This window comes from Bradyrhizobium sp. URHC0002 (assembly GCF_054059515.1).
Genome location: NZ_JBSSCF010000001.1, coordinates 1,216,743 through 1,232,737, shown reverse-complemented (window position 1 = coordinate 1,232,737; position 15,995 = coordinate 1,216,743). Strand labels below are relative to the sequence as shown.

Genomic DNA, 15,995 nt, shown 5'->3' with positions numbered 1-15,995 from the left:
TCTTGCATATTAGTTGGCAGATAACGTTCAACGGCTCTGGCTCGATCAAGCAAAAGCGAATCAAGCAGATTCGGTGCATGCTCGGTAAGCATAGTTCGCCTTCCGGAACTCATCATGAACAATCCAATTACGTTCGAAATAAAGAAGAACCCCATAGTCTACGGGGGAGGGCACACATTCACTTCCCAAGGGGGGATGGATAGAGGCGTCGCATACATTGAGAATGGCTTCTTTGTCTGCCTGTATGGATATCGTTCAGGGCTGCGAGGCATTGCCCCAGGCATCTCCTTCACGCAAAAGGCGGTAGGTCAGATTTCTGATTGGGTGAAGGAGACTTTCGGCGCTCACGGCATCAAAGAGATGAAACGGCGTCCGGGTGAGTGCACTAAATTGCTCTGGCGCCCCGGCATCGACGGTCGGGACCAAGTGTTAGAGACGTTGGTGCCTGACGTTGCCTTAATGAGTGAGGCCGGCGTTTCCCTTTCGCTCCTATTCTCTCGCTTCGAGGAAATCGCGCTTTTCATTCAGCCGGACGCGAACAATCTAGACACTTTCGGCCACCAGCTGCGGGAATTGCTCATCTTGGCATGCACTGAAGTAGAGTCGTCCCTAAGGGCCGTGTTTACGAGCGCAGACTCTTCTATATCGACAGACAGTCGATTAACGACACGAGACTACTATAAGCTTTGCGAGCCGCTCTTTCTGAAAGAGTACGAGCTCGAGTTGAGGCACTATCCTGGACTTCCAAAGTGCCGTCCGTTTTATGGTTGGGATGCTAGCAAGCCAACGCAGTCATTGCCTTGGTACGACGCCTACAATGCTGTAAAGCACGACCGCGCAAACATGCTGCATCGGGCATCGCTCCGGCATTGTATCGAAGCACTTGCAGCGGCAACGGCGATGTATTGTGCTCAGTTCTCAATTCCATCAGGGTTGGACTGGATGCATGATGCTGCGTTTGAACTGAACGATTGGTTCAAAGTTGAACTCGTCAACCCTGACCCTGCTTCGTTCTATATTCCACCGGTGCACGTGCCCTCGGAACGCGTAGCCGAGCTATGGTCCTTCGATGGTCGCAACACTGGCACTTGGAATCCAACCGCTCTCGACGTCGGCTGACGTTCTGGCTTGTTTAGTACGAATCTTTGGGGTCGGTAGCGCCGTTGCAAATCTCTATGCCGCGAAAGGGAGAAGTAGTACCGCCTTGACGATAGTAAGAATTTGCCTACGGTTTGAGCCGAGGTAGGTGGTCCGCTATCGGGTGTTGGCGTATTGAGCCGCTGATTCCTTGCACGCCGCAATCTTGGCACAAGCGAGGACGGCGCCGTCGCGTAGATAACTGTCATGCGACTGATCTTTGTGGTTCGCGTGAAGGTAGGCCCCGAGCAGGCCCGCGACGGCCAAGATGACGACGTAGCGGATGCGCTCAACGAACATCCTAACCCTCGGGTCCTTTTTGAAGCGATGGACCACAAGCAAAAAGATAGCCGGTGTGCTCACCAGTAGGATGATCATTTTGACGCTTCCTGAAGGAACGTCCAGATTGGTTAGCGCTCGCTGTTCGAGCCAAAGGCAGAGCCCGACAAATCCCCAAATGGTTGCCCAATAGCTGGCTAAGTCGAAGAGGGCCTTGATGGGGTCGGCCTCGTGTGACTTCGGGGCGGTGCTTTCGGTTGTGGCCATTCCAGCATTCCTCGGCAGACGGATCGAACAATTGTAGACGATAGTCATCACAACTCAACGGAAAAATGGGACTCATAGTCCGTAGACCGAAAGTCATCATCACGGCCTGCTTCGGTGGATGGAAGACGAGACAGGCATCATTGATGTAGTGGCAACGGCCGTGCGGAAAGCCCGCAAGGGTCTCCGGCTGTCCCAAGAGGATTTGGCCTTAGAGGCCGGCTTAGATCGCACCTACATCAGCCAGGTCGAGCGCGGCACCCGTAATTGCACAATAGTTGTTCTGGCCCGCTTGGCTCGTGCGCTGAAGACCACCCCAGACCGGCTTTTGCTGCCGCAAAAGAAAACGCGTGGCTCACAATAGAATTCGCCCGGTGTCATCCCCGTCACTTTCAACGCTGGCAACGAGCCTTGACTCAATGTTCTTGTTTCGTTCTTATGACGTCTCATCGTGAGTCGGCCATGGGACTTGATCCTATCCGTTTGGAAATCGAGCACATGCGCGTGCAGGTGGGGCGGCAGCGCAAGGAAATCTTGCAGCTCCAGCGGGCGGGAATTCCGATCGCCTCGGCCGAAGCTCTGCTACAGCGGATGCTGGATAAGATTGACCGGCTGTGTGCCGAACGGGATCGGCTAAAGGCTGAACTTCCAAAGACGAAAGGCAAAGTTCTCGGAGGTCGCAAGTGGTAGAGCGGCGTTACTACTCTGACACCGCTGACCATCCACCATGGATCAAGCGCACTAGCAGAGGTCCGGCAGAGGGCGATGCGGGAGGGCTGGTGCTATCAGCATGTCCAAGCGATCGCGGTCGCCATCGACCAATACGCCGAAGCTGCATTCGGTAACCGGGATTACTTCTTGAATAAACCTTACAGCATTGGTGGTGGCAGGAAGCGGCAAGTCCCCTAGATTGTTCGGGATTTCTGCGAAGTCGGTAAGAATGCTCGCCGTCGCCCTCCAAGCACGGCGGGCATTTTTATTTGTGAGCTTGCGTTGTCGAAGCGTATTTCCATGCCGGGGTTCATAAAACCTCAGCTAGCCATGTTGAAGTCGAAGGCACCGAAGGGCGACCAGTGGCTTCACGAGATCAAGTACGATGGCTATCGCGTCCAGGTGCACCTCAATCGCGGACGGAAGAAGGTCTATACCCGTAACGGACTCGACTGGACCAAGCGTTTCACTACCATTGCCGGTGCGTTGGACATCCCCGGCGAAGCCATTATCGATGGAGAGGTGGTGGTCGTCCATGAAGGCCGCACCAACTTTTCCGAACTACAGGCCGAGCTAGCAGCGGGCAGGCAGGACCGACTGGTCTACTACGCCTTCGATCTCCTCTGGAGAGATGGCGACCTACGCAACTTCCCGCAGAGTGAACGCAAGCAGGCGCTGCTGGACTTGCTCGGAGAGAACGGCATTGAACTGCCTGTCCTGTTCTCCGAACATCTGATCGGCGACGGTCAAAAGATGTTTGAACATGCTGCCAAGTTGAGCTGGGAAGGCATCATCTCGAAGCGGGCTGACGCACCGTACCGTTCGGAGCGGAATGAGAACTGGCTGAAGATCAAGGCCGTGCAGAAGGGGAAGTTTCCCGTCATCGGGTTTGTCAAAGACCCAAGTGGTGTTGCGGCGCTGTACCTCGGCAAGCAGGAAGGCAGTGAACTGGTCTACATGGGTAAGGTAGGTACTGGGTGGTCTCGCACCATCTCCAGCCAGATCAGAAAACAACTCGACACAGTGGTCAGCCCCAAGTCAAAGCTGACCCGCCCCATCAGGAAGCCGAAAGCGACTTGGGTCGAGCCAGAGTTCTACGCCGACGTGGAATACCGGGACATCACGTCGGAAGGCTTACTGCGGGCCAGTTCGTTCAAAGGGCTGACCAAAGGAACGGGCCGCACCTGACAACGTTCGTTCGCCATGAGCGAGACGACGCAATCCATCTTCGCGAACTCCCACAGCTCGAGACAGAAATCAAGCTGAGCTATCTATACTGCCCTCGCCAATGGACTTCAGCTCAGTCGGTGCCTCCGCAATGATCGAATTGTCCAACTTCGCTTTTTGTTTTGCTCGATCGACGAAGCGCTCGTATTCGATCGGGAAGTCGCGCACAAACGTGATCTCACATGGTGTCAGGGTCTTCGATTTCCATATGATTCGTCCCTCGCTGCTCTGTGGTACCATCTCGGCCACCGAGGAATGTACGAGCGTGATGTCTTCCATCTGGACGAAATTGACGCACAGGAAATCTACCTTGTCCGGAACCGGCCGCCCCGGTGGCCAATCTACAACGAAGCCGATTGGGTCCGCATCGGTAGGACTTGCAAACATTTTATCCAGTCTGACTAGTTCCGGTGCGATGCCTTCAAAGCCCTCGATGCCTACAACGGGTTCGGGAGCGCCAGCGAGCTTTAGCAGCCGTTGAGTTGCCTCGAGAGCGGCTTGTACCCTCTCGTATTCAAGCTGGCGAGCAGCATCGGGAAATCTCATGGGAAAAGATACTTCCGTTAGACGCTCCGGCTTCAGGCTCATCTCGGCACCGCGGCATAACGCAATGAGCATCCGGAAGAAATTGCGCCAGTCGTCAATCTTCAGGCGCGTCGCGCTGATAGCCTGCTCGTCCGTCGTAAATTGAATCTTTTTGCCGTGGATCAACAGTCGAAACAGTGGATTCTGTACCAATATCTTCAAGTGTTCCTTCGGCAAATTCGCCATAGGAGCGACCATTATGTCCGCTGAAAATGTTGCCGGGGGTGCCAGCGGCGTCTCTCTGACCGTCACGATGCAGGTGTCAGCCTTCCCAGGTTTCACACGCATGACTGACTTTGCGAAGTTCGGCTCGTTCAGCGACAGCTTGATGCCGAATCGAGTCTCGAACGCCCGACTAGCCGTGACTTCCAGTTCTCTCAAACCCAACAGCCCATCGACGAGCCCGTCCATGCTTTCGACTTTGAACGTCGTCGTCGCTTGAAATCGTCCCGGTTCGAAACCGAGATCTTGAAGTTGCTTCCGCTTCCTAGCGATATATTCGCCAAGATCGGGACCGCAGAACTCCGAAATGGCTAGCCTGAGTGCCTTTCCGGTCGGTTCGACCTTGCGACCCGACGTCGACGCTTTGAATGAAATGTATTTTTTATTGAGTTGGTAAGGCTTCGTGCCCTTGGCCTGCTCCCTCCGAAGGCGTTTGAGAATCGTCGCCAAGTTGTCATCCAGAATATGAACAAGATGTGCGGATACGAAATCTAGTTTATCGTTGACCTTGAAGACGTACACGAACGCCGGCTTTGGCTCCTTGGCCAGCCGCTCAGCGGCGGACAGGCGCATGCGAAATCGATCGTTCTTGTTCCACATCGTCTTGACCTGAACGTGGGCCGAGAGCGGCGTACGACGCGTATCAAGAGTCTCGCTGCCGCTTGGCGGCTGCTGCTCGAATTCGACGATATAGTCCCAGCCTGTCCGGTCGTGGTCGATCGAGGGATTACGGACGAGTTTTGTGTCGCTGCAGATTTCGGAAAAGCGCGCTTCGCCCTTCTTGCCGAGTTCGTCCGCGTTCAGTGTCAAAGCGATTGTTCCTGTCGATTCTGGTCGGGGATAATAGCACGACGATGGATGCTGTCGGCCTTCAGTGGACATCCCGGGACTGCGGGTTATGCCAGCTCATAACCCAAAGCTTATCTTCTGGGCCGGGTACACCAATGGCAGCTTTTGATCCAGAACGGACTTCAGCCTGCGATCTCGTATTCGAGCACAGTCCGCCGGACTTGATGTTCAGCACAGGCGGTGAATGCGGTGGATCGCCTTACGTATTCTCGAAATTCTGGCAGCTCCAATAAGGAATGACACCATTTGTTGCCATTACCTAACGACCTCAGCTCATCGTCCGCTTCGAACTCGAACGTGAGACTCAGTTGCCAAATGTCTTCGTCCTCAGCGTTCTCGTACACGATGATTTGCCGCGTCAGGTTGAAGGCAAACTGCTCACCCGTTCCCCAGTCGAAGGTCCCCCACTGGAAAAGAAGCATATCCGCGTCTTCATGTTGCTCAAATACACGCCCGCTTGGCCTCTGGTCCCGGTAGAAATCGAAAACCGCCTCACAGCCGTCGATCAGGTTAAGGTCATGCTCATGCAAGCCCCTGCTGCGCAAGATTGCTTCGAATTCCTGGCGAGCATTCTGTGGGTTAAACATCGGAGCACTCCTTCCTACCATTGTGGACGTCCGCCCTTGGCCTTAGCGGACTGTCCATTGCGCCAGTAAAAGTATCGTAGCGCCATCGTCGCATCGTCTGATGGCTCTCGAGCCTTCGTGCCCGGGGGATGGAGGTCATCCCCTGACGTCCCGACCTGCGGGTGCTTTGGGTTATCCCCTGCGAGGGACAACCAGGGACGGTGGATGGCGCCGCATCCCCTTCCTCAATGATTGCCTTCGGGTTGGAGCCTGTTGGGCGAGGGGAGCCCTTCGAGGGGGGACATTCAGGCGTTCCTTTAGGGGGAGGTGATTGTCATTCACCATTCCCAAAGGCGGCTCCTTAGAGGCCGCCCTTAGAGCCGCCCTTACTCAGTTTCCTCCCTCTACGTTTCTCCCTCCATTAGCGGAGGCGTAAGGGCCTATGTTATTGTTATTTTGGGGCTTTTTCGACTGAAACTATCGCGCAGCGTGAGCCCGTCCACTTCTCAAAAGCCGCCTGCATAGTGTGCGCGGCAAAGTCAGTCTTCGATTCGGCGACCAGGACTGCGTCATGGAGCGGCAACGCGGTAACTCCGGCGCCAAAAAGATGAGTGATGACCTCAATCAGCATATCGCTTTCAATGCGCATCAATTGGAAGCCAAGCCCAGTGCCGAACAGGTGCGCGACAGGGGCGTGCTTCGCGGCGAGCATCTCGACTGCCTTCCGAATCGTTGTGCCATCTGGAAAATGCTGACGCGTGTCCTCGGGCCAGTTCTTTAGCGGACCTTCGGAAAACAGCATCGCGTTCATAAGCTTTTTCCAGCCATCCCGGCCGGTTCCGTCTCCCGCCACATTATAGATGTCGCCTTCGGGCTGCTCTTCGCCCGCCCGCACATAGGCAAGACGCGGGAAGAGCTGTCGGTAATCAACGTCGGCAACATGCTCGCCATCGATGCGGATGCGCTCGAAGCGCTCCGCCCGCTCCATTGACATCCAAAAGCCGCCCGCGAGGCGGCCACCGTGCTGCCACTTGGCATTGTTGAAGATGCGCCGGAGAGAGCGTCGGTAGGGCGCAACGATCTGCCCGTCCTTGCCCAGCGAAAGGCCGGAGCTTGATCTCGTGATCTCGATATCGGCATCCCGTAGGAATTTGTTGATGCGGCGGACTTGTCCTGCCAATCGCTTTGTTCGGTCGCTCGCCTCGTATGGGATGGCGGCGGCACGCCCATCTTCGTCCTTGCCTTCTTTCAGGATGATCAGCGTTTGGGCGTCTATCTGATGGACGCTGCGCCAATCTGGCGGTGCAAGTGGAAGATGCTCCCCAAGACTGTCTGACGGCTGAATGAGCGAAGGCATCTTCGTTCTCTCGGATACCCTGTAGCCGCGCCGGTCTTCCTCGATCAGGCCACACGACGCCATGAGGTCAATCGCCGTCAAGAAGTGCTTGCCATAGACCGGATTCGCGGTGGCGTATAGGAAATCGTGCGACCGAGGCACGGCAAGCTTAGCATCAGAGCCGGTGGCTTTGAGCAGGAGGAGATTGCAGGCTAGCGCCTCAACCGCGACGTAGAACTTTTTCTCGTCAGCATCCTTCCGCGCTCGCTGCCTGCGGCCGCTCACGGACTCATGATCTAACAGAACATCGCCCATCCTTTTGACCGTAGAACGAAGATCAGCAGTCCCCGCGCGAAATTGCGGGTCGAACCACATTGGCCTGGGCGGAGGGGTCATCGGCTGTCGGAGGGCTTACTTGTCGTCCGTGTTCAAAGTGACCGGCCTAAACGTTGAATATGTGCGCACCGTCACCATCCGACCTGATGTCTCGCGAAAGATATCGTGCCTCGTGAATACTGAAGTAGGAATTTGCTCGCCTAAGGCAACGCCGGATGGCGGCCATATCGCTTGATCTTGAGCGCAAGAACGCCCGCAAGGTGCTTCTCAACGACCCACTCGCAAGGTTCTTCGAGCATCCGACCCATCGCTCTCAGTACAGGCCCAGAGGACCTAGGAAAGGCGTGGAGTTCGGTCCGTCGCGGGCGGCCTTGGTGATCCTGAAATTCCCAAACCTTATGAGTGCCGCTCGCAAGTCGGTGAATGGCCTTGCAAATCTGGACTGTCCGAAACTCCTTCGTCCGATGCGACTTGGGATCTTCCTCGATGAGCGCGGTGACAGCCAGGACAATCGAAACAATGCGCTCAGGCATAATGCCCGCGACCCGCAGCCGCGCCAAACCGATTTTCGCCCGCTTGGCTGCCGACATGCCCTTGAGCCGTGTGGCAATCTCCACCGCGCCAGCTTCCTCTGAGGCTGCGCCCACGGCGGCTAACGCTGTCGCGATGAATTTGTCTGCGCCTGCACGGGAGCGGACATACGAGGTTGCTGCCGCAAGATACGGCTTCAACTCCGCAGCGCTGTAGGTGCCGTGCCAATGACTGCCATGACGGGCGCGATGCTCGACATGCCGCCTGCAAAAGTGGGTAGCAAGCCCGACACCGGCCGCCCGCATGGTGGGGGCACCGCAAGCTCGCCCGGAGACCGGGTCGGGAATCGTGCAGCGAAGGGCGAAGGCCGAACCATCACCCAATCGCCGCTTCATGAGAGAGGCAGAGCGTTGCATCACAGTTCTTCTTGCCGAGCGATCTTCAGTTTGCCCGACAAGCCCAGCTTCTGTCTCAGCTTGTGGAGTTGATCTCGCTTCTGCCGGAACGCGTGCCGCCGATTAGTCAACATCCGGCCTGCGACGAGGTTCTCTAGCGTGACCAGTTCCTTCCCGACGAGCACCAACTCATACTGAAGTCTCTTTGAGTCGCCGCGATTGTCGAACGGTCCTGTGGGTCTCCGATCGATGGCCAGAATCGAGCGGATCACTTCGAGGCGATCCAGATACGCTGTCTTGAAGCGCACGAACATCGTGTTCTTCTTGATGCCTACTTGCCCGAAGCATTCCATCATTCCGGCAAGATGTCTTACGTCACCATCAGTCACGTTAAGCATTTTCATCGTCCTATTGTTTAGCGCGACTTAAGCGGAAGACACGTGACCTCCTATCGCGACAGAGCAGCGACAGTGCTGCACCGAAGATATGGAGATTCGATCGCGCAGTGCCAATGGATGCGGAGATAAAATGCACTCTGATTATAGTAAGTTCGACTTCCTGATTCCAAAATCGTGCCAACAGTTGAGCGCCGTGCGATGCTAAGCTCTGCCGGTCAACCGTGCTTGTATGCGGACCACCTGCGGTGCTGACCACGTGCTTCCCCCACGCGCCGTGGGTATGCCTCTTGCTGTAAGTGCTCGTGCTAACTCAGTAGGAGAGGATGCACCATCGGCACGTAGCTCTTCGAGTACCTGAGCTAGGTCGTTCGCCCTTCGTTGCGCCTGCATTACTTGGACCTGCCGTCCTCTCGCCTTAGCCGTGGTGGATAGATGGGTCCCGCGATTGCCTCCAAGCCGTTGCCCCCGTGCCTTAGCTGCGGAGAGAGCAGCCTTGGTACGTGACGAGATCAGTCCGGCCTCTAGCTCCGCGACCGCCGCCATTTGTTGGAGCATGAAGCGCCCCGTAGGTCCCTCGATGGCGGGGAGGTCTGCGAACCTCACATCAACTCCTGCCTCCAAGAGCCGCGACAAGAAGCCTACGGAGCGGGTGAGCCGATCTACCTTAGCCACCACCAGGGCGGCTTGATGCACTCGCGCTGCGGTTAGAGCTTGGCCTAGGGCTGGCCTATCACTCCGCTTCCCGCTCTCCACCTCCGTGAACTCAGCTACCACCCTCGCTCTGCGATCACCGAGATAATGAGCTACGGCCGTCCTCTGTGCTTCGAGGCCTAGGCCGGATGCTCCCTGCTTCCGCGTAGATACTCGGTAGTAAGCGACAAACCGTCCCTTCGCCTTCATGTCTTCCACCCTCGCTACCTCAAAACCACTTAGTCAACGTCCGTTGACACCATTGTTAGTGACGCCAGATTCGGCCGCCAACTGGAATTGAGTGCGTCCTATCGACTCAGGACAGGCATCGTGAGCAGCGACAATTTGCTCCCACCGCGCGACACTTAGAGGGGCCGGAGCGTAGCTAGTGTGTGAGGTGAAGGACGCTTCAGAAGTTGGCTCGGGGTATGGGGGGAAAGCTGCAAGCCGCCGCCACGAGGTCACCTCTTAGATAAGGTACCCCTAACGCATTTCGGCCGGGCCCCCGCCATTGATTTGAAATGTTATCCAGGACGCCGCTAAGGCGAGGGGTCTGATTCCCATGTCCCTTGGATGGCCGAGTCAATCACGCGCTATGCCGGAAGGGATTTCGCCCCTTCCGACTTCCGACGCGACAACCATATTGTCAGATAGCCTGAATGTGATCTCGCGAAGAGTGTCCGGATCGCTTTTTTGAAGCGCCGCAACTCCCTGTCGGACAAGGTCATCATGCAGTTGCTTGTCGATGGCAGATTCGCGGTCATCAGCGAGTGACTCAAAGCGAACGATCCAAAAGTCAGGCAGCTTTGCTAGCGAGCCGAAGACAATGCTTCTCGCCTCGTCAAGAGAACGTTGAGCGTCAACTATCGCGTGAGAGCCGGGCCGAGTAAGCGCGTCTCTAGCCAATGCTGCTAGGCGCTGAACTTGTGTATTCGTACGTTCGTCGAGAACAGAGGAGACACTAAGAGCAAATCCCTCAATGAATTGATCGATATCAGCACGCACACTATTGCGGATGAACTCCGGCCTATTCCTTATTCTTGCCACCTCTTGTCGTACCAGACGGGCGTCCTCCGAGACGTTTCTGCGTGTATCTGCATCGATAGCCAGCTCAAGCGTCCCGCGAAGTTTCCCCATCCTTGATCGCAAGTCTCGCGAAAGATCTGAAACGTCGGGTCCGAGCGCTCGTTCGAGGCCGTCTATATCCTCACGCGCCTTTACTAGTGACTCGGATGCAAGTCGTTGTCCCTCAGAACCATCGTAGCTGCGATGGCCCTCAGCTGAGACATACATCTTCCCGGTCTCGTAAGTTTGACTAATCTTTGAGAATTCGAGTTTGCAGTTGAACAAACCGTTCTCGTCGATCGACCAATGAATGATAACTGGGTCGCCTCGTCGAATTATATCACCGGCCGCCAAGTCGGACGCAAGAATCCGGATGCCGCCAACCGCTAGGTTTAGCGATGGATCGAAAACATCATCGGCCTGCTCATATACTTCGAAGTCAAGATAATCGTCACTTCCAGACCGTAAATCCTTTGAAGCGCGGAATTGCTCTGCGCCTTTCTTTGGCAGAACGGTTCCTCGTTTAACGAGTGTATGAAGCCTGTTCTGATCAAGGCCCGAAGCGTTATCTAGTACTTTCACCGCAAGATTGTGTGTCATAGGCATGCCCGCCGCGCTCGCGTCGGACCGAAACACCAAAATATCAGTATGGGCAGTGTTTCCCCTGGAATCCGTGACTTCCGCGATAAAGCGGTTCTCCCCGCGCTGAGCCAGCGGTATGTCGCGAATTTCCGTAGTGCTCTGCAAGTCGTAGTTTCCGGAAGCCCAGCCGCTCTCACTTTTCAACTGCAAACGCGAGCCAGAAAGTTGAGCCGAATCTTCCACGCGAACTCGAAGTCGAAAGTTGGAAGATGAAATGCGCGCCGGATAATCGAACCGTACGTCGCTGACTTTTGCCACGGCGCGGCTTCCTTTCGGACTGGCACCGTCCTTCGTCCATTCACGACTCTCCGCAAAAATGGCGGCGCCTACGGCAACTGACGTCATGGGGTCGGTGTCAAGGTCGACCCGAAGTCCAAGCTGCGAGGCAATCCTTTCGCGAACGATCGGCATGCGACTGGGACCGCCAATAAGTACTATTCGGTCGATATCATCCAGGCCGTATCCCGCATCCTTGATCAAAGTCCGGCATAGTTCGATTGAGCGATCAACTTCATCGACGACAATTGCTTCAAGTTGACTTCGGTCAATTTCAACATCGAGATAGATGTCCGTTCCATTGCGATCTCTTGCGCCAATCTGGCTTTCATCAGCGAAGATTCGATCTTGCGTTTGGGTGGACAGAGCGATCTTCGACATCTCGGCCCGATAGTGCGCTACCCGAATGAGGCGTTGGTGCTTCTCATCACGCTGGAAGTCGTCGGCCAAGGAAAAGTTTGTGAGAAGCCACGGCCTCACAATCGAATTGACGATGGCTCTGTCAAAGTCTCGGCCGCCAAGCATATTGATGCCAGCATGCGCAATCACTGTGGCAGAACCTGATATGGTCTGAACGATCGCCGCATCGAAGGTGCCCCCTCCCAGATCATAAACAAGGAACTGACCATTCTTGTTCGAAGAGCGAGCTATCGAAGCCATGGCTGCCGCAATTGGCTCTTGCAGCAGTGCGACTTGAGAGAGGCCCGCGCTCGCGGCAGCACGCATGGTTGCTTCAAACTGCATTTGATTGAAGGCGGCGGGAATGGTCACGACAGCGCCTTCGATGTTGAAATCACCGGCGCTCATTCGAGCCTGAGCCAGCAAAGCCTTTATGACCTCACAGCTAGCTTCTTCAGGCGTTATCGCGGTGCCGTTGGCAAACCGAATCGGGCTCGATGTGCCCATCAGACGCTTAAAACCTTGGGCCACACTTTCTGGCGAAAAGGCTGCTTGATCATAAGCTCTCTTGCCGACCAGCATCCCACCCCGACGATCCACCATAATCGCGCTAGGAAGCACGTCGGTGCCTTCGGGTGTCTTAAAGTGGCGAAGCTCTCCGCGGCTATTGCCAACTATCGCCGAGTTAGATGTACCTAAATCAATGCCCAAATACATTATTGCTGATCCTTCTTCTCAACGAGAAAAACTTTCCCCGTAAGCACGACTTGGTCATTCAGGATTACAGTCGGCTCTAAAGTGCGCTCTATAATGCACAGCGCGTCGGAATTCACGTCCTCCGCGTTCACGGCGGTGACTGGAAGATTGATCTCAAACTCTGCACCGTCGAAAGTAGTGATCTTGATTCCTGCGCGGTCTAGAATTGTGTCGAGCTTACCGTTGGCGTATCGAGCTTGTGCATGGAGGCGATTGTGATGCGCTTCCGGCGTTAACGCGATACTCCGCTCGAAAGCTCGCACAAGCTTCCAATATTCCGATGCAAGTTCGGCAACGTCATGCTCGCGGAGCAGCATATCAGATGATCCTCTCAGCCAGGGCATCGCAAATACTTGGTCGAGCCTTTGACACTAGACCACGTTAGAACTTCGTTCAGGCGAATAAGGGTGATGTTTGTTTTTCGGACTTCTCCAGCGATGGTGCACACGGCCGCGACTTTCCAGCTGACACCGGAGCCAGAGAACGATTGAAACTCACATCGTGAACCGTCTGTTTCCGCGCCCTTCGTCGTGATCGTCACGACAAGCGCATCTGAGCCTGCGGAAGCACCTTGACACGCTTTGGCATCGGTCGTCCAAGCGCCCGCTACGCTTGCCGAAAATGCAGCCTCAATATCGGCCGGGGTGCTCGGCGCGGCGGCTGCCATGAGGGTTTGTTCGGTTATGAAGTCCCACACGTCGTCAGCGGCAAGCCCGTTCCTTGTCTTGAATTCCTTCAAGGCATCCCGCGAGGCCGCGCTCCAAAGGTTATTATTATTGGCCCTGTAATATCCAAGCTCCCGCAGCTTATTGTGTAGGCGAGCAGCATCGTTGCGGTTCAGTGGATTGATGGATGTGCCTGCTCGCGGCGCGTAATAAGATTCTTGGCTGGGGTCGGCACTTGGTTTTGCTCCTGGAGGAGCGCGGAGGGCTGCTGCCGAATGCAAACGTTCAGCCGAAGAACCATCATAGTTATCGTCTGGAGACAGGCCGTTTGCTGATTTAAACGCCTTTAATGCGCTACGAGATTGAGGGCCCCAGACACCATTTATCGGTCCGCGGAAGAAGCCCAAGTCAAGTAGGCGTTTCTGGGCTGCGATAGCTATATCAAGATTGAGTAGGTCTGTGGCGGAATCGTCTTGCATTCGGGCTTCAGGCTTAGCCACGGGCGCTCCCATTATTTCGGGCGGAAGCTGAGCCAGCGGGGGCGATTGGCCACTAGGTCGTGCCTCAAACGGTGAGGATGATCCGATGCCAGGAATGATAGGAGGTGGAGGACGTGATCGCCAAGAAGACGTTATGCGGCGACCATCTTGGCTTAACAGAGTTGCTTTGCTTCTCACTTCTTCTTCAACGACACGCAAGTCGCTTTCCTGATATCGAAAGTTCGAGCAACGCGCGTTGTAGTCGTCGGCAAGTTTATTGAATTCGTCGGTCTCGTATGGGCCCCGTAAGTCTCCTTCAATGCTTTTCAGTCTAGCTTTCTGATAGCGGCAGTACCTGATATTCGCACGTGAAAGGAGATTGCCCGACCCGATAGGGGGCTTGATTTCCGACGTATCTACCGGTTCAGTTTGCGGGGTCGGAATTCTGATATTAGAAAAATTGTCTGCGTTTGTGCGAGGCGGGGTCGATGGGAAACTCGGCTGAACAGGACGAGATGAAGAACTTGAGCCGGAACTAGAGGGACCCGAATTGTTCGAAATACTCGCGACTAGTAACACGAGGCCTATCACGCCAAAGAAGCCCCACTTAATGTATCGACCGTTTCTTTGACTTTGTAATTTGAGCTTGAGTTGATTGTAGACCGCCCGGTCTTCCGCTGAGAGATCGATCTTCAACAAGTCGTCTAACGCAGCTAGAGCAGTTGAAGTCTCCCCAGCTTCTACCAGTTTCAACAGTCGCTTTTCTTTTGCATTCTTTGTGGCAGCGAAAAGGTCTTCTCGGAGGGTCCCAGCAAGTTCGGCGGAGATGCCCCCGTCGCTTGCCAAACGCAGTAGCTGCTCGATGATTACCTTGGCGGCAACCGGCGAGTTCTCTTCATTGTTCAGATTGATTGCGAGGCCGCGTAACAATATCCAAGGGAGGTCCGCGAACTTCGTTTGGCTGAGTCCGTCCAAGGCTGTAGAAAAGAGAAGCCATAGATCGCGAGCTTCTCCTTTCGCAGAGGGACCGAAACCACCACTTTCTAGGTCCGCTGCGATGGTCCATTTCGAAACGCGATCAACGAAATCCTTCAGCGGGACTATTCTTCTTTCGGTAATTCGGTCTCTGAGTACCTCGTCGTCCTCGGCCAACTGCTCAGAGGCTCTTGGGAGCGATTCAAATGCTTTGGAGGCGACTTCTGAAATGGCAAGCGCCGAAATAAAATCCTCATGCTGATTAGCGCGATCGAGGCAAAGAGTCCGTATTGTGAAGTAGAGCTGACGAGAGCGAGGCTCGTCGCGCCCTTTGCTCGCCTCGGATTCAATGAGTGGCCGAGCTAAATTGATCCACTTTTGCAGATAATTTGACAGCGTGTTGATATCGTCTTTCGTCGCCGGCCTCGATTTCAAATCCGCAACACTAGCGGCTATGTGCTCTTCAACTTCTCCTAACTCAGAGGATGCAAACTGGGCGTACGATCTCAACAGCCTATCTAGCGCGTGCAGCCGGTCTTCGTCGGGTTGGGCTAAAATTCGTCTGGTACAATCGCGAAGTGGTGCAGCGGCTGCCTTGGCACTCTTCAATCCCCCTAGCAGCGCTTTGACGTGTTGCTCGTGGAGCGTTTCGAGCGCCTCCTTGACGGTTTCCAAAGATGGGCTCACGACGCCAGCTTGCCGTCTGACCGATTGGATTTTCGTGAAGATGTCGGCCGGCGCCGTGTGAGCTTGGGCGTCCAGAATCGAAAAGAGGATGTCGCTCGATGCCGGCGAGCGAGAAGCTAGTTCTGTCAGAATGTTTGACCTTGAGAGCGGGGCCGCTCTTTCGGCTTCTTTGAGAAGTGTATTCGGCGAGGCTTTCAATGCCGCCACGAGTCGAGCGACTTGATTCGGCGGGCTATCGAAAAGATAAGAAAGCTCCGCGTTGGTGCGCTGCCGAGGATTGATTAGGGCCTCACGGGCTTCTGCAATGACACCTTCCGATATCTCGGCATCAGCTAGGGCGTCCTCGACCGCCTCTGTAATTCGATCCAAAGACGTGCTCGGGTCGACCTTAAGAACAAAGAACGGATTTTTGAGCAACTGAAATGTTCTAACGTCACCTTCCAGAATGTCGGTCATGCTCTGGCCCCCGCCCGTGAGCGTATGCAACCGGAAGGCGTTTTTGAAGTTAAACTTTCAGCCCAGCGA

Annotated in this window: 14 protein-coding genes; 4 read left to right on the top strand and 10 right to left on the bottom strand. The window is 55.2% G+C overall.

The genetic code is table 11. The annotated features are described in order from the left end of the window. Window positions 1-114 precede the first annotated feature (114 nt). The gene (locus ACVWVY_RS05860) at window positions 115-1,119 is read left to right on the top strand and encodes a hypothetical protein (RefSeq protein WP_456625487.1); all 1,005 of its coding nucleotides are present in this window, start codon (window positions 115-117) and stop codon (window positions 1,117-1,119) included. Between the two features lie 135 nt (window positions 1,120-1,254). Here the strand turns inward: ACVWVY_RS05860 and ACVWVY_RS05855 are convergent, their stop codons facing one another. Then, a complete protein-coding gene (locus ACVWVY_RS05855) occupies window positions 1,255-1,683 on the bottom strand; it encodes a hypothetical protein (protein WP_456625486.1) in 429 nt (142 codons plus the stop codon). A 118-nt stretch (window positions 1,684-1,801) separates the two neighbouring features. On the opposite strand from ACVWVY_RS05855, the gene ACVWVY_RS05850 reads away from it, so the two are divergent. The 3 genes from ACVWVY_RS05850 to ligD all read left to right on the top strand — a co-directional run bounded on the left by ACVWVY_RS05850 (window position 1,802) and on the right by ligD (window position 3,579). Then, window positions 1,802-2,044 (top strand): helix-turn-helix domain-containing protein, encoded by a 243-nt coding sequence (locus ACVWVY_RS05850; protein WP_456625485.1) that lies wholly within the window; start codon window positions 1,802-1,804, stop codon window positions 2,042-2,044. A 98-nt stretch (window positions 2,045-2,142) separates the two neighbouring features. Continuing rightward, complete coding sequence (locus tag ACVWVY_RS05845; protein ID WP_456625484.1) at window positions 2,143-2,370, top strand: hypothetical protein; 228 nt, start codon at window positions 2,143-2,145, stop codon at window positions 2,368-2,370. A gap of 303 nt (window positions 2,371-2,673) precedes the next feature. Further along, complete coding sequence (ligD, locus tag ACVWVY_RS05840) at window positions 2,674-3,579, top strand: non-homologous end-joining DNA ligase (RefSeq protein ID WP_456625483.1); 906 nt, start codon at window positions 2,674-2,676, stop codon at window positions 3,577-3,579. 69 nt (window positions 3,580-3,648) lie between these two features. Here the strand turns inward: ligD and ACVWVY_RS05835 are convergent, their stop codons facing one another. The 9 genes from ACVWVY_RS05835 to ACVWVY_RS05795 all read right to left on the bottom strand — a co-directional run bounded on the left by ACVWVY_RS05835 (window position 3,649) and on the right by ACVWVY_RS05795 (window position 15,926). Next, a complete protein-coding gene (locus ACVWVY_RS05835) occupies window positions 3,649-5,235 on the bottom strand; it encodes a hypothetical protein (RefSeq protein ID WP_456625482.1) in 1,587 nt (528 codons plus the stop codon). 161 nt (window positions 5,236-5,396) lie between these two features. After that, window positions 5,397-5,861 (bottom strand): hypothetical protein, encoded by a 465-nt coding sequence (locus tag ACVWVY_RS05830; RefSeq protein ID WP_456625481.1) that lies wholly within the window; start codon window positions 5,859-5,861, stop codon window positions 5,397-5,399. A gap of 430 nt (window positions 5,862-6,291) precedes the next feature. Further along, entirely contained in the window at window positions 6,292-7,491 is a 1,200-nt protein-coding gene (locus ACVWVY_RS05825) for a hypothetical protein (protein WP_456625480.1), read from the bottom strand. A 221-nt stretch (window positions 7,492-7,712) separates the two neighbouring features. Next, window positions 7,713-8,459 (bottom strand): hypothetical protein, encoded by a 747-nt coding sequence (locus ACVWVY_RS05820; RefSeq protein ID WP_456625479.1) that lies wholly within the window; start codon window positions 8,457-8,459, stop codon window positions 7,713-7,715. Beyond that, entirely contained in the window at window positions 8,459-8,836 is a 378-nt protein-coding gene (locus tag ACVWVY_RS05815) for a hypothetical protein (protein ID WP_456625478.1), read from the bottom strand. The genes ACVWVY_RS05820 and ACVWVY_RS05815 overlap by 1 nt, the downstream gene beginning before the upstream one ends. 201 nt (window positions 8,837-9,037) lie before the next feature. Continuing rightward, window positions 9,038-9,736, bottom strand: coding sequence for a recombinase family protein (locus ACVWVY_RS05810; RefSeq protein WP_456625477.1), 699 nt, complete (start codon window positions 9,734-9,736; stop codon window positions 9,038-9,040). 372 nt (window positions 9,737-10,108) lie between these two features. Next, the gene (locus ACVWVY_RS05805; RefSeq protein ID WP_456625476.1) at window positions 10,109-12,625 is read right to left on the bottom strand and encodes an Hsp70 family protein; all 2,517 of its coding nucleotides are present in this window, start codon (window positions 12,623-12,625) and stop codon (window positions 10,109-10,111) included. Continuing rightward, the gene (locus tag ACVWVY_RS05800; protein ID WP_456625475.1) at window positions 12,625-12,981 is read right to left on the bottom strand and encodes a hypothetical protein; all 357 of its coding nucleotides are present in this window, start codon (window positions 12,979-12,981) and stop codon (window positions 12,625-12,627) included. Before ACVWVY_RS05800 ends, ACVWVY_RS05805 begins: the two co-directional genes overlap by 1 nt. A 14-nt stretch (window positions 12,982-12,995) precedes the next feature. After that, entirely contained in the window at window positions 12,996-15,926 is a 2,931-nt protein-coding gene (locus ACVWVY_RS05795) for a peptidoglycan-binding domain-containing protein (protein WP_456625474.1), read from the bottom strand. Window positions 15,927-15,995: the final 69 nt, after the last annotated feature.

What these genes read in the sequence shown, in the direction of transcription:
- ACVWVY_RS05830 (WP_456625481.1), bottom strand. Translation starts at nt 5,861, where the DNA reads ATGTTTAACCCACAGAATGCTCGCCAGGAATTCGAAGCAATCTTGCGC.
- ACVWVY_RS05810 (WP_456625477.1), bottom strand. Translation starts at nt 9,736, where the DNA reads ATGAAGGCGAAGGGACGGTTTGTCGCTTACTACCGAGTATCTACGCGG.
- ACVWVY_RS05850 (WP_456625485.1), top strand. Translation starts at nt 1,802, where the DNA reads ATGGAAGACGAGACAGGCATCATTGATGTAGTGGCAACGGCCGTGCGG.
- ACVWVY_RS05805 (WP_456625476.1), bottom strand. Translation starts at nt 12,625, where the DNA reads ATGTATTTGGGCATTGATTTAGGTACATCTAACTCGGCGATAGTTGGC.
- ACVWVY_RS05800 (WP_456625475.1), bottom strand. Translation starts at nt 12,981, where the DNA reads ATGCTGCTCCGCGAGCATGACGTTGCCGAACTTGCATCGGAATATTGG.
- ACVWVY_RS05795 (WP_456625474.1), bottom strand. Translation starts at nt 15,926, where the DNA reads ATGACCGACATTCTGGAAGGTGACGTTAGAACATTTCAGTTGCTCAAA.
- ACVWVY_RS05860 (WP_456625487.1), top strand. Translation starts at nt 115, where the DNA reads ATGAACAATCCAATTACGTTCGAAATAAAGAAGAACCCCATAGTCTAC.
- ACVWVY_RS05855 (WP_456625486.1), bottom strand. Translation starts at nt 1,683, where the DNA reads ATGGCCACAACCGAAAGCACCGCCCCGAAGTCACACGAGGCCGACCCC.
- ACVWVY_RS05845 (WP_456625484.1), top strand. Translation starts at nt 2,143, where the DNA reads ATGGGACTTGATCCTATCCGTTTGGAAATCGAGCACATGCGCGTGCAG.
- ACVWVY_RS05825 (WP_456625480.1), bottom strand. Translation starts at nt 7,491, where the DNA reads ATGGGCGATGTTCTGTTAGATCATGAGTCCGTGAGCGGCCGCAGGCAG.
- ACVWVY_RS05815 (WP_456625478.1), bottom strand. Translation starts at nt 8,836, where the DNA reads ATGCTTAACGTGACTGATGGTGACGTAAGACATCTTGCCGGAATGATG.
- ACVWVY_RS05820 (WP_456625479.1), bottom strand. Translation starts at nt 8,459, where the DNA reads ATGCAACGCTCTGCCTCTCTCATGAAGCGGCGATTGGGTGATGGTTCG.